The sequence below is a fragment of the Labrys okinawensis genome, assembly GCF_002982075.1.
In the GTDB taxonomy this organism is placed as follows: Bacteria; Pseudomonadota; Alphaproteobacteria; order Rhizobiales; family Labraceae; genus Labrys; species Labrys okinawensis_A.
The window spans coordinates 526,584-540,048 of the sequence record NZ_PUEJ01000001.1; the positions used below are offsets into that span (position 1 = coordinate 526,584).

Here is a 13,465-nt window from a genome sequence, read left to right on the forward strand (position 1 = left end):
GCCTAGGGCGTTTGCCTGGGGCGCGGGCATCACTGCAATTGCGCTGATGTTTCCGCCAAATTCCAATTGCAGGGCTAAGCGGAAAGGCTTGCCTGCTGCCGGCTCGTCGGCGGCAGCGGGCAGAGGCTGCCGCAATCCTCCACGCCTGGAAGGAGATAGCGCAGGCAGCAGATTTTCCGCCGCCGCACGGGCTGCCCTTGTTCCAGGGGATAGCTTATCGCGCCACAGATCGGATTGGGGCGACCGTTCTCGCCGCTGCGCCGCTGCAGCAAGGCGCGGCCTTCCTCCAGGGCGGCCGGGCAGGGGCCACCCGTCTCCAGGACCTGGTGCAGCGTCCACTCGAAGATGGCTGCCGCATTGGTCCATAGCAGGCGCTTGGACACGTCAAATCGCCCGGCGAAGCTACGGATCAGCGGTTCGACATGCCCCTCGAAAAGGCGCGAGAAGCGCTCGCTCGCATTGTTGCAATGCGGCCTGCCGTCATCCGGAATGACCAGCGCGGCCGTGCGTCCGCTTTCATGCGGAATGATACCGATCGCGTCGAGATCCACCGGCAGGTCCCGGTCGAGCAGCAAGATTGCGGCGGTCGCCGGGATGACCAGTGCCCCGAAATGCCACTGGGTCCACATCGAGACGAGGGCATGACGGTCGGCGCCTGGATAGGTGCCGGCAAACCGCGACATCAGCTCTTCCGCCACGCCTTTTTCGAGCAGGCTGTGGCCGGCAATGGCCCCGTCATGCGTGCCCGGCAGCACCAAGGCTTCCCCGTACCAATGGAGGTTTCCGGCAAAGCAGGGCGCGAGGGATGCTATCATCGGCCGGATGGAACGCCGGCGAGCGCCTCCCTCTGGACCTTGCGAGCATCGGACCGTACGGCGACACGGTGGCTGAGGATCGCGGCGATCGGCGCGGCTGCCAGGGCGAGGAGCGCTGCCAGGCCGAAATAGAGTCCATAGCCCCAGTGCTGGGCAATCCAGCCCGCGCCCATACCGCCGGCCATGCTCACCAGTGCGTCCATGCACTGCAGCAGCGTGAAGTCGATGCCGGCCTGGCGAGGATCGGAAACCGCCATGAACTGGGCATAGAGCGCGACGAAGCCCAGAGCCATGATGCCGGACGAGCTTGCCAAGGCGAGGATGAGCAGGAGAGGTTGGCCGACCCCCCCCTTCCAGGCAGCATAGGCCAGGCCCGACAGCGCCACTGCCTGCAGCATGAGGGCCAGCGCCAAGACGGTCCGCGCACCGCACAGCCGTACCAAGGCACCACCGATCAGGGCACAGACGAAGCCGACAGCCATGCCGCCGACGCCGTTGACGATGCCGAGCGAGGTGAGGTCGAGGCCGCTGTCGATCAGGAACGGGCCCAGCATGCTCACACCCCATTTTTGCGCAATGACGTTGACGGCGGCCAGTGCCAGGCCGAGATGCATGTCCCTGCGCTGCAGGGCCTGGCGCAGGGAAGGCCGATGGTCACGCCCGGGGGAGGGCGGTGCCGGCGAGACCACGAAGAGCAGGCCGAGCACGATCAACAGGGCCGCCATGGCGAAGCAGGCGACGCCCCAGCCATATTGGGCAACCAGCACCAGGAAGAGGCCGGACCCGATCGCCGACCCCAGATAGGCGCCCCCGACCTGCGCCGCATTGCCCCAGCCATGATAGCGCTCCGACAGAGTCTCCACCGCATGCCCGTCGCAGGCGATGTCGCTGGTGGAGGTGGCGAAGGCGATCAGCAGCAGCACGATGAGCAAAGGCATGAAGGCGGATGGCCCGATCAGCCCCGCCGACATGAGGCCGGCGGCCGAGATCAACCCACCGAGCAGGACGATCGAGCGGGAGCGGCTATGACCGGTGGCCGGCAAACGGTAGCGCTCCACGGCCGGAGCCCAGAGGAATTTGAAGGCCCAGGGCAGCACCGCAAGATAGAGCAGGCCGATCTGGTCGAGCGGCAGATTGCGCTCCCGCAGCACGCTCGGCAGGGCGATGAAGGTCAGCCCGCCAATGATGCTCTGGCCGACATAGAGGCCGCCGACACCGAGCACGATGGCGAGCGGAGAAGACAGCGCGCGCCTTGTCGGCGTACCGGGTTCGGGGCGGCTCACCAGCGGTAGCGCAGGCTGGCGATGACCTTGCGTCCCTCGTCGAAATAGCAATAGCCGACCGTGCAGGTCTGCTTCACCTCGTTGAGAAGATTGGTGGCGCTGACCTGCATGCGCATGCCTGCCAGCTTCGGGTTGAGATTTTCGAGATCGTAGCGGATCGAGGCATCGACGAAGGTGCGCGGCTTGTTGTCGAGCACCGAGCGGTTGAGGTTGTCGCCCAGGCTCGAGCCGACATAGCGCACCCCGCCACCGATGCCCAGGCCCGTGGCCGGCCCCTCCTGGAAGGCATAGTCGAGCCAGAGAGAGGCCATGTGATAGGGCACGCTCGACAGCCGGTTACCCTCGGTATCCGGGGTGAGCTTGAGGATGCGGGCGTCGTTGTAGGAATAGGACGCCTGGACGCTGAGCCCGTTGGTCAGCGAGGCGACGCCCTCGATCTCGACGCCGCGTGAGCGCACGTCGAGCTGTACCTGCTTGTTGAGGCCGTCGACGACCTCGTAGACCACCGCATTGTTCTGGCGCATGTCGAAGACGGCGGCCCGCAGCGAGGCGTTCATATTGGGAATGTCGTATTTGACGCCGATCTCCGTCTGTTCGCCGGTCGTGGGCACGGCAACGCTGCCATTGAGCACGGTGCCCGGATTGGGCGTGAAGGAGGTGCCGTAGGCGACATACGGAGCAACACCGAAATCGGTGACATAGCTCAAGGCGGCCCGCCCGGTGAATTTGGTGTCGCGGCTCTTGCTTTGCGTCACGCCGCTGCCAAGCGTGCCCTTGCTGAAGCGGCCATAGAGCCAATCATGCCGGCCACCGAGGGTCAGGCGCCAATTCTGCCATTTGACCTGGTCCTGAACATAAATGCCGGTCATCGCCAGCGTCTGCTTGGACTGGGTGGTGAGTGGCGGATCGACCCCGAGCGGCACGCCGCCATACCCTTCCGCGGAACGGTAGTGCAGATAGCTGGTGTCCAAGCCCGTCAGCAGCGTGTGTTCGACCGGCCCGGTGGTGAAGTGGCTCTCCAGGCTGGTATCGCTGACGAAGCCGGCGGTGCTTTCGCGGGTCAGGCCGGGACCGAAATAATAATATTCCTGGTTGGTGCCGAGCTGCGAATAGCGCGCATTCTGCCGCAGGATCAGGTCATCGCTGAATTTATGCTCGAACTCGTAGCCGATGCGCCCCTGCTGCTGGCGAAAGTCATTGTAGCGGCGATCCCCGGCGAACACTTTGACGGCACCGATCGATTTGTCGGTAACGTTGCCCTGGCTGTCGACATAGGGGGCATATCGGTTGAGATAGACCTGGGTGCCGCCGACGGTGGAATCCATGTACTCACCCAACAGGGTGAGCTTGGTCTTGTCGTTCGGCTTCCAGGTTATGGCCGGCGCGATGAACACGCGGTCGTCCCTGCCGGCGCTCAGTTCGGCCCTGGCGTCGCGTACGACGCCGGTCAATCGATAGAACAGCGTCTGGTCGGCATTAAGCGGACCCGAAAAGTCGAAATTGCCCTGGAGCCGGCCGAAGGAGCCGGTCTGGAGTTCGACCTCGCGGAAAGGCGTTTCGGTCGGGCGCTTGGAGATGATGTCGACGATGCCGCCAGTACTGCTGGCACCGTAAATGGAAGCGGCCGGGCCGCGCAGGATGGAAATCGCCTCCACCCCGTAAGGTTCGAGCCTGAACAGGCCGTTTGGGCTGTTGAGCTGCCTGAGCCCGTCGCGGAACACGCCGGTATTGGTCATGTCGATGCCGCGGATCATGAACCCGTCATAGCGGGAGTCGAAGCCATACATGCCCACGACGGCGCCAGGGGTGTAGGCGATCGCCTCGAGCAGGTTCTGCGGCTTGCGTTCTTCGAGCTGGGGCTGCGTCACGGTGGAGACGGACTGCGGCACCTCCAGCAGAGGGGTATCGGTCTTGGTAGCACTCCGGCCGGAGGTCGCGACATAGCCGGTGGTAGCGATCACGCCCGGGACTCCACCGTGGTTCTTGCCCTCGACGACCACCGGATCGAGTTCGATCGGTGCGGCGCCATTGGATTGCGCATGGGCGGCGCCAGACGTCAGAACAAGCGGTGCGGATGCCAGAAGGGCAAATTTGAGATTCACGAGCCGAGAGCTTTCTTTAGAAAAAGTCCGCCCCGCCTAACAATATATGTTGATAGAAGTCAACGAGCGCATATTTTAATTATTCTAATTTAAACTTATAGAAACAAAGCTCCAGATTTGTAGAAATCCATATATAAATATTCTTTCAAATATACAATCAAATATGCACTTAAAATTCCTTAATACACGGCGCGGGGAGGCATGTATCAACTTTGAATTCGTGTTGCTGAAGAAAGAAACTGAATTATCTGCTCCGTGGGTCTCGCACGGCTTCGATACGGTCGGAAACCAAGCTCACGCCAAGTCGTCTTGATGGCGCCTCCTTCTCGGAGCACAGCGGCGCTGTGCTCCTGGCGCGGCCAGTTATCACACGGCCCTGAAAGGGGGCTTTGCCGGATCTGCCCGCGGGCGTCATACCTGCGTGAAGCATCTTCTGCCGCAAAAGCATATTTCCGAAGTAAGTCCTTCATTATGAAGAGATTAATGTTTGGCAGGCATATCTTGCTGCATATGCGCAGCAGGAACGAACGGGGAGTCCAGTCAAAGGTGAGAGACGGCGATCTTCGTCCCGCCCCGTTGCTTGCCGGAGCCGATGATCGCGGGAACGAGCCCGGAAACTCGTCGATCCGAGTGGGCATGTCGCGAAGACATCGTTCGGCTGAGGGGATGAGCTATGGATGGCATCGGCGTCGACTTCCGCTGGTCGGGCACACTTGCCTTTAAGGAATCTGACCTTATTTATCGTGGATTTCGATGTAGCTTTTCCTACGGATTTCGTCGTACGGTCGTGCCATATTACCATGCTCGACGTGCTGATCGTTGCAAGACTGAAATGACGCGGCAGTTTCCATGAAGCAAGTAACTATTCGTGCACGTATAATGCTGAGTTTCGGCATTATCCTTCTGGTTGTTTTGGCGATCGGAGTGTTTGCCTATTGGCAACTCAAGTCGATCGAAGACCATGTCACCAGCCTCAAGTCCGACTCCGTCGCGGGGCTGCGAGAAGCCGCCGTCATCAAGGATCGGCTCTTTGAAGACTATCTTGTTTTCGTCATGTCGCGTGAGGCCACGGCCAAACCCCTGACGGAGGATCAGCTTGCCGATGACCGGACCAAGACGAACGCGCTTTTCAGGGGTTATGAGGATACGATCGTAGCAGATGCCGATCGACAGCTCTTCTCGCGGTTCAAGGATTCAGTCGCCTCTTACCAGAATGCCAAGGACGCTTTTCTCAAGCAAACGGCCGCACGCAACGGGATGGCTGCGAATGGGGAGGCGATAGCGTCTGCCGCTTCCGGCGTCGACGCCGCTTTCAAGATGGCCTTCAAGAACCTTACGGATGTAATCGCGTTCAACCAGCAGCGGGCCTTCGCCTTGCCCGATATCGTTGCTAACGAGATTCTGTCGCTGCTGAGCGCCATGATCGTGGCTTTTGCATTTGCGTTGGTGGTTGCCGCCGTCGCGGGTTTTTCGCTGCTGCGCGCCATCACCAAGCCTTTGCTGCAGTTGAAGACATTGATGGACACCATGCGCAAGGGTGACTTCACCCAGCGCATGCAGATCGTTCGCCAGGATGAGTTGGGCGATCTCGGCGAAGGCTATAACCGCATGGCCGACGAAGTGATGGAACTCGTGGGCCAGGTCCAGCGCTCGGGTATCCGTGTCAGCACATCGATGACCGAGATTGCGGCGACGTCCAAACAGCAGCAGGCGACGGCCTCGGAGGTCGCCGCGACCACCACGGAGATCGGTGCGACCTCGCGCGAGATTGCCGCAACCTCCAGGGAACTGGTCAGGACCATGTCCGACGTCGTGACGGTGTCCGAGCATACCGCCAGTCTCGCGTCCGGCGGCAAGGTCGAGCTGGCTCATATGGAGGACACGATGAACCAGGTGATGGGCGCCGCCAGCTCCATCACCGCCAAGCTCGCGGTGCTGAACGAAAAGGCCAGCGACATCAACCAGGTGGTCACCGCGATCACCAAGGTTGCCGACCAGACCAATCTGTTGTCGCTCAACGCCGCGATCGAAGCGGAGAAGGCCGGTGAGTACGGGCGTGGCTTTGCCGTGGTGTCCTCCGAAATTCGCCGTTTGGCCGACCAGACCGCCGTCGCCACCTACGACATCGAGCAGATGGTCAAGGAGATCCAGTCGGCCGTGTCGGCCAGCGTCATGGGCATGGACAAGTTCTCCGAGGAAGTGCGGCGCGGCCTCCATGACGTGCATGAAATTGGAGCCAAGCTTTCCGAGATCATCACACAGGTGCAGGCGCTTGCGCCGCGTTATGAATCCGTCAGCGACGGCATGCAGGCGCAGGCCACGGGAGCCGAGCAGATCAGCGAGGCGCTCTTGCAGTTGACCGAGGCGACGCAGCAGACGGTGGAATCCCTGCGCCAGTCCAGTTCCGCGATCGATGAACTCAACCACGTCGCCAGCAATTTGAGCGGGAGCATCGCACGCTTCAAACTGGAGATGGCCTGACGCGTTCACCTCTGCGATGGGACGGGACTGCCCTGAATCGCAAAGGCGCGTGGAAACAGAAGCTGGCGTTGCAGCGTCTTTCGTCGAAAGGCGCTTTGCTCCAGGAGTGACGGAACCGAAAATGCTCTTCCTCTATTTCCGGATCGGCGATGAAGGTTTTGCGATGACGATCGACCCGATCGTCGAAGTCGTGCCGCTGACGGAATTGAAGAAGGTGCGTGGGGCCCCAGAGGGAGTGGCCGGCTCCTTCGAATATCGCGGCCGCTTCGTGCCGGTCATTGATCTGTGCGCCCTCGAACTCGGCCGGCCGGCCCACCGGCGCCTGAGCACCCGCATCATCGTCATGCGCCATCCGCGGGACGATGCCGTCCTGCTTGGCCTGATCGCGGAAAAGGCCACGGAGATGCTGCGGCTGGATCCGGCGGAATTCGCCCCCTTCGCCCCCGGCCCGGATGGTCTGGTTCAGCGTGTGGAACTGGAGGGCCTACTGCCGGCTGCGCTTCTTGCGGCCATTCGCAGCCAGCCGGTGACCAGCCAATGAGCGATCCTCGCTTCGAACAATTCCTCGCGCGCGCCATCGGGCTGAATGCGGCCTCGATCGGCCCGTCGGCGATCGAACGCGCCGTGGCGGCGCGCTCCAAGGCATGCAAGCTCGATGACATCCAGGCCTACTGGGAACTGCTGCAAAATTCCGAGGAGGAAACGCAGGAACTGATCGAGGCTGTCATCGTTCCCGAGACCTGGTTCTTTCGCGATCCGCAGGCCTTTGCTGCCTTGACGCGGCTGGTGACGCGCGGACCGCTCCAGGCGGATGCGTCCCGCCCAATTCGCCTCCTCAGCCTGCCCTGCTCGAGCGGGGAAGAGCCCTATACGATGGCGATGGCGCTGCTCGACGCCGGCCTGACCGCCGCCCAATTTCGTATCGATGCCGTCGATCTCAGCGCGCGTTCGCTCGCCCTTGCCGGGCAGGGCATCTATGGCCGCAACTCGTTCCGGGGACAAAACCTGGCCTTTCGCGACCGCTATTTTGACGCAACCGATGACGGATACAGGCTCAGGGATACCGTTCGCGGCCTCGTGCAATTCAGCCAGGGCAATATCGTCGCCCCCGATTTCTACGCCGATCCCGCGAGCTATGATTTCGTCTTTTGCCGCAACCTTTTGATCTATTTCGATGCGGCGACGCAAAAGCACGTCGTCGGCGTGATCCGGCGCTTGCTCGCGCCCCATGGCGTCGCCTTTGTCGGCCATTCGGAGGCAGGGCTGATGGGCTCCAACGGCTTCACCTCTGCCAAGATTCCGATGGCGTTCGCCTTTCACAAGGAAAGCGTCCGGCCGGGCCCTGCCAAGGCTCGGCCCGCGCCACCGCCGGCGGAGCCCCGGCCGCGACGGGCGCCGCCGCCCTCGCCGACACCGAGACCGATCTCCCCGGCTTTTCCACGACGCGAGGAGAAGCGGGAACCGGCGCCGCCAAATCTCGAAGAACTGCGCCTCCTGGCGGATCGAGGCCAGCTGCAGGAGGCCGCGCGCGGATGCGAAATGCTGATCCGCCGGGATGGCGCAACGCCGGATGCCCTGGCGCTGCTTGGCCTGATCAGCGACGCCTCCAACGATCTTGGCGCGGCGGAGCGCTATTACCGCAAGGCCCTCTACCTGGATCCCGCCAATGCCGAGGCGCTCGGCCATCTCGCCCTCCTGCTCAAGAAACAGGGCGACCATAGCGGCGCCAAACTGCTCGATGAGCGCCTGCGGCGTCTGGATAAATGGAGAGCGCAATGACCAGCCTCGCTTCCGACGCGCCCTCCGTGGCCTCGCCATCGGCGATCGACAATTGCTGGCAGCGGATCGGCGTGCGCGGCGACAAGTCATGCCCCGAACTCCGTCGTCATGCGCATTGCCACAATTGCGAAGTGTTTTCGCGGGCGGCCTCCCAGCTGCTCGACCGCGACATTCCGTCAGGTGGGGAGGCCGCCATTGCGCCGTCCGGAGTGAACGTGATCGCGCGTTCGTCCAATTCCCAATCGGTGCTGATCTTCCGCCTGGGCAGCGAGTGGTTCGCCTTGCCTACCCTGGTTCTGGACGAGGTGACCGGCCTGCGCACCATCCATTCGCTGCCGCATCGGCGCGGTCCTGCGTTGCTGGGGCTGGTCAATGTGCGGGGTGAACTGGTGATCTGCGTGTCGATCGCGCAGCTGCTCATCGGCGCCGAGCACGATGCTCCGCAGGGCCGGCTGATCGTTGCCCACCATGCCGGCTCACGCTTTGCCTTTCCGGTCGACGAGGTCCAGTACACCCACCTCTACACGGAGGCGGATCTGAAGCCGGTGCCGGCGACCGTGGCCCAGTCGAGCTCGGGCTTCACCCGAGGATTGCTATCCTGGCGTGACAGGAATGTCGGGCGGCTCGATGAGCATGCATTGTTCGAGGCGCTCGGCCGGGGATTGGCACGATGACCCAGGACCTCAGCCAATTCTCAATGCGCGACCTGTTCCGCATCGAAGCCGAAGCGCAGGCCGAAGCCCTGACGACGGCCTTGCTGGCGCTCGACAAGGATCCGATGCGGGCCGATCAGATCGAAGCCAGCATGCGAGCCGCCCATTCTCTCAAGGGGGCTGCCCGAATCGTCGAGATCCACGCGGGCGTGACGATCGCGCATGCGATGGAAGATCTTTTCGTACTGGCCCAGCAGCACGGTACGCAACTGGATCATGACCGGATCGACGTGCTCCTGCGCGGCGTCGACCTGCTCCTGTCTTTCGCCAGATCGCCGGATCTCGAAAGCGGCTCGCGCGACGGGGCCTGGCAGGCCGAAGCCGACCGGTTCGTGCTGGAACTCAACCAGCCGCCGGGCGAGGGCACGCGCCCTCCCGCGCCAGCGCCAGTATCCGAGCCCGCTCCCGTGTCGATGCCCGTGCCGATGCCGGCAATGGACGAAACATCGTCCATCCCCGGATCGACCGACCGGGCCTTGCGTGTCAGCGCCGAGAACCTCAACCGGCTTCTCGATCTCGCGGGTGAATCGCTGGTCGAGTCGCGGTGGTTGGGGCCTTTCGGCCAATCGTTGCAGCGTCTCAAGCGCCTTCAGCTGGAAGCCGCCACCGCCTTGGAGTCGCTGCGGGCCCTCCTGCCGGCCCAGCTCCTGGACGAGCGGGCACAAATAGCTCTCGACAAGGCTCAGCAGCGCCTCCTGGAATGCCGGCAGCATCTGTCGCAACGCCTGGGGGAACTGGAAACCACCGACCATCAGGCAACCACGCTCGCCCACCGGCTCTACGACCAGGCGCTGGCGATCCGCATGCGTCCCTTTTCCGACGGCATCGCCGCCTATCCTCGCATGGTGCGCAACATTGCGCGCGAACTCGGCAAAAAGGTTAGGCTGGAGATCATCGGCGAGCGCACGCTGGTGGACCGGGACATTCTGGACAGGCTCGACGCTCCGCTCGGCCATCTTCTGCGCAACGCTCTTGACCATGGTATCGAAAACCCTGGCGAGAGGCTTTCCGCCGGCAAGGCCGAGGAAGGCGTGGTGCGTCTGGAAGCATCACACCGGGCGGGCACGCTGCAGATCACCGTCTCCGACGACGGACGTGGCGTCGATCTCGAGCAGATCCGTCAAACCGTGATTGCACGCAACCTTGCGAGCCCCGATACCGCCGGCAAGCTCAGCCCCCATGAACTGCTCGAATTCCTGTTTCTGCCCGGCTTTTCCATGAAAGGAGAGGTTACCGTCATTTCCGGACGAGGCGTGGGGCTGGACGTCGTTCAGGAAATGGTCCGCCAGGTCCGCGGCCTTGTGCGGGTCACCTCCGAGCTTGGCGAAGGCACACGCTTCAAGCTGGAACTGCCGCTCACGCTCTCGGTGGTCCGTTCTCTGATCGTGGAAATCGGCGGCGAACCCTATGCTTTTCCTTTCGCCCATATCGTACGCGCCATCAAGATCGCGGGCGATCAGGTGAAAACGGTGGAAGGGCGCCAGCATTTCAGCCTCGATGGACAGTTGGTCGGATTGGTCGGCGCGCATCAGGTGCTCGGTTGCGCGCCGGCGGACAATGCGGAGGACGAATTGCGTGTCGTCGTGGTCGGCAGCCCCGGCGCCATGTATGGGCTGGTCGTCGAGCGCTTCCTCGGCGGACGCGAGCTCGTGGTTCAGCCGCTCGATCCGCGCCTCGGCAAAATCAAGGATATCAGCGCGGCCGCCCTGATGGAGGACGGTTCGCCGCTCCTGATCATCGATGTCGAGGACATCATCCGTTCCATGGAGAAGCTCTCGTCCGCCGATCAGCTTGCCCAGGTCGGTCGGAAATCGGCGGGCCGGCAGGAGGAAAGGCGCAAGCGCGTGCTCGTGGTCGACGATTCCCTCACCGTACGCGAGCTTCAGCGCAAATTGCTCGATCATCACGGCTACGAGGTCGAAGTGGCCGTCGACGGCATGGATGGCTGGAACGCGCTGCGCAATGGCCGCTTCGACCTGCTCATCAGCGACATCGACATGCCGCGCCTTGACGGAATCGAACTGGTCCACCGCATCCGGCAGGACGCGGATCTCAAATCGCTGCCGGTGATGATCGTGTCCTACAAGGATCGGGCGGAGGATCGCCAGCGCGGCCTCGATGCCGGAGCGGATTATTATCTTACCAAAGGCAGTTTTCAGGATGATACTCTGATCAATGCCGTGGTGGATCTGATTGGCGAGGCTGCTGTATGAGGATCGCGATCGTCAATGATTTGCCGCTGGCAGTGGAAGCGATGCGCCGGGTACTCGCCATGGCGCCCCAGCATCAGCTTGCATGGGTTGCCGTCGACGGCGCGCAGGCGGTGGAGCTGTGCCGCCGGGACCGGCCCGACCTCGTGCTGATGGACCTGATCATGCCGCGCATGGACGGTATCGAAGCCACCCGTCGGATCATGGCGCAGTCTCCCTGCGCCATTCTGATCGTGACCGCCGATGTCGAGACCAATGCGTCGCGCGTTTTTGCGGCGATGGGGGAGGGAGCTCTGGATGCGGTCGATACGCCGCTGCTCGGCTCGCAGGAGACCCGTTGGGGTGCGCGCCCCCTCCTGGCGAAGATCGACGTGATCGCCAATCTGGTCAATGAAGGCAATCCCAAGCAAAGGCCTGTCGACGATGCGCGGCCGCAGGCCCGCCAGCTTGTTGCGATCGGAGCGTCGGCCGGCGGTCCCACTGCATTGGCGACTGTCTTGAAAAGCCTGCCCAACAATTTTGCCGCCAGCATCGTGATCATTCAGCATGTCGATGCCCGCTTTGCGCCGGGGCTCGCCAATTGGCTCAGCCAGCATTCCGCGCTCCCCGTCCGGCTGGCGAGCGAGGGGGACCGCGCGCTTCCCGGGCAGGTTCTGGTCGCCGGCACCGACAATCATCTGGTTTTTAAGTCGAATCGACAATTGGGCTATACTCCCAATCCGATCGATCAGGTCTATCGGCCGTCCGTGGACGTTTTCTTCGACAGCGTCGCGCGTCTATGGGGCGGCACCGTGACGGGCGTCCTGCTGACCGGCATGGGATCGGACGGAGCGCGCGGGCTGAAAGCGCTCCGTGACCTTGGACATCATACCATCGCGCAGGACCAGGCTACCAGCGCGGTCTACGGCATGCCGAAGGCGGCAGCCACCCTGGACGCCGCGACGGATATTCTGCCGCTGAGCAGAATCGCCTCGCGTCTGACCGAACTGCTTGGCTCCCCGCGCCTGAGAAGAGGAACCGCCCCATGAGCCAGCCAGCAGACACCAAATCCCACGGCGCCGCTTCCCTCGACACGGCGCAGCGGTCGGTCATGGTGCTTTTGGTCGATGATCAACTCATGGTCGGCGAAGCCATTCGCCGGGCGCTGATCGACGAGACCGAGATCGAACTGCATTATTGCTCCAATCCGCTGGAAGCCCTGGCCGTGGCCAAACGGGTGAAGCCCACCGTGATCCTGCAGGATCTGGTGATGCCCAACATGAATGGGCTGACGCTGGTCCGCCAGTACCGTGCTGATCCCGCCACCAAGGCCATTCCCGTGATCGTGCTGTCGACGGAAGAGGAGGCAACCGTCAAAAGCGAGGCCTTCCGCATCGGAGCCAATGACTATCTCGTCAAGCTGCCCGACCGGATCGAGCTGATTGCCCGTATACGCTACCATTCGGCTGCCTATCTGACTCAGATCCAGCGCGACGAAGCCTATCGTGCCCTGCGTCGAAGCCAGCAGGAGCTGATGGAAACCAATCTGGAATTGCAGCGCCTGACCAATGTCGACGGCCTCACCGGTCTCAGCAACCGGCGCTATTTCGATCAATATCTCGATACGGAATGGCGTCAGGCCATGCGGGCGAGGGAGCCGATCTCGCTGCTGATCATCGATGTCGATCACTTCAAGCAATATAACGACACCTATGGCCACCTCGCCGGCGACGAGGTGCTGAAAACGGTGGCGACGGCAGTGAGGGGGACCTTCCAGCGTCCCAAGGACCTGGCGGTGCGCATGGGGGGCGAGGAATTCGCCGTGGTGCTGCCGCAAACCCTGGCTGGCGATCTCGCCTTTCTCGCGGATAAGGTGGTGCAGGCGATCGAGGCGCTCGGGCTGCCGCACGCAGCCTCTCCGATCGCCGACAAGGTTACGATCAGTGTTGGTGGTGCAACCCACATTCCCGCTGGCGACGATCAGCCCGAAAGACTCATCGAGGCCGCCGACAAGGCGATGTATGAAGCCAAGAGGTCCGGCCGCAACCGGGCCGCGACGGCCACCGGCCTGTAGGATTGCCGCCCTTCAGCCCGAGCGGAAAG

At 62.8% G+C, this 13,465-nt stretch carries 10 protein-coding genes; 7 read left to right on the plus strand and 3 right to left on the minus strand.

All coding sequences use genetic code 11. The annotated features are described in order from the left end of the window. Positions 1-74 precede the first annotated feature (74 nt). Genes fhuF through C5L14_RS02470 form a run of 3 tightly spaced genes read right to left on the minus strand, consistent with a single transcriptional unit; the run spans position 75 to position 4,200 of the window. The gene (fhuF, locus tag C5L14_RS02460) at positions 75-815 is read right to left on the minus strand and encodes a siderophore-iron reductase FhuF (protein WP_105860421.1); all 741 of its coding nucleotides are present in this window, start codon (positions 813-815) and stop codon (positions 75-77) included. Next, positions 812-2,098, minus strand: coding sequence for an MFS transporter (locus C5L14_RS02465; protein WP_245443191.1), 1,287 nt, complete (start codon positions 2,096-2,098; stop codon positions 812-814). The genes fhuF and C5L14_RS02465 overlap by 4 nt, the downstream gene beginning before the upstream one ends. Further along, entirely contained in the window at positions 2,095-4,200 is a 2,106-nt protein-coding gene (locus C5L14_RS02470) for a TonB-dependent siderophore receptor (RefSeq protein WP_105860422.1), read from the minus strand. Before C5L14_RS02470 ends, C5L14_RS02465 begins: the two co-directional genes overlap by 4 nt. Positions 4,201-5,049: 849 nt before the next feature. Here C5L14_RS02470 and C5L14_RS02475 point away from each other — a divergent pair. From C5L14_RS02475 to C5L14_RS02505, 7 genes are all read left to right on the plus strand, one after another. After that, the gene (locus C5L14_RS02475; protein ID WP_105860423.1) at positions 5,050-6,681 is read left to right on the plus strand and encodes a methyl-accepting chemotaxis protein; all 1,632 of its coding nucleotides are present in this window, start codon (positions 5,050-5,052) and stop codon (positions 6,679-6,681) included. A 121-nt stretch (positions 6,682-6,802) separates the two neighbouring features. Next, the gene (locus tag C5L14_RS02480; protein WP_105860424.1) at positions 6,803-7,222 is read left to right on the plus strand and encodes a chemotaxis protein CheW; all 420 of its coding nucleotides are present in this window, start codon (positions 6,803-6,805) and stop codon (positions 7,220-7,222) included. Next, a complete protein-coding gene (locus tag C5L14_RS02485) occupies positions 7,219-8,460 on the plus strand; it encodes a CheR family methyltransferase (RefSeq protein WP_105860425.1) in 1,242 nt (413 codons plus the stop codon). The genes C5L14_RS02480 and C5L14_RS02485 overlap by 4 nt, the downstream gene beginning before the upstream one ends. After that, the gene (locus C5L14_RS02490; protein ID WP_181160988.1) at positions 8,457-9,134 is read left to right on the plus strand and encodes a chemotaxis protein CheW; all 678 of its coding nucleotides are present in this window, start codon (positions 8,457-8,459) and stop codon (positions 9,132-9,134) included. Before C5L14_RS02485 ends, C5L14_RS02490 begins: the two co-directional genes overlap by 4 nt. Beyond that, positions 9,131-11,386 (plus strand): hybrid sensor histidine kinase/response regulator, encoded by a 2,256-nt coding sequence (locus C5L14_RS02495; protein WP_105860427.1) that lies wholly within the window; start codon positions 9,131-9,133, stop codon positions 11,384-11,386. The genes C5L14_RS02490 and C5L14_RS02495 overlap by 4 nt, the downstream gene beginning before the upstream one ends. After that, positions 11,383-12,411 carry a chemotaxis response regulator protein-glutamate methylesterase gene (locus C5L14_RS02500; protein ID WP_105860428.1) on the plus strand — a complete coding sequence of 343 codons (1,029 nt, stop codon included), beginning with the start codon at positions 11,383-11,385 and terminating at the stop codon, positions 12,409-12,411. Before C5L14_RS02495 ends, C5L14_RS02500 begins: the two co-directional genes overlap by 4 nt. Further along, positions 12,408-13,436 (plus strand): diguanylate cyclase domain-containing protein, encoded by a 1,029-nt coding sequence (locus tag C5L14_RS02505; protein WP_209432020.1) that lies wholly within the window; start codon positions 12,408-12,410, stop codon positions 13,434-13,436. The genes C5L14_RS02500 and C5L14_RS02505 overlap by 4 nt, the downstream gene beginning before the upstream one ends. Positions 13,437-13,465 lie beyond the last annotated feature (29 nt).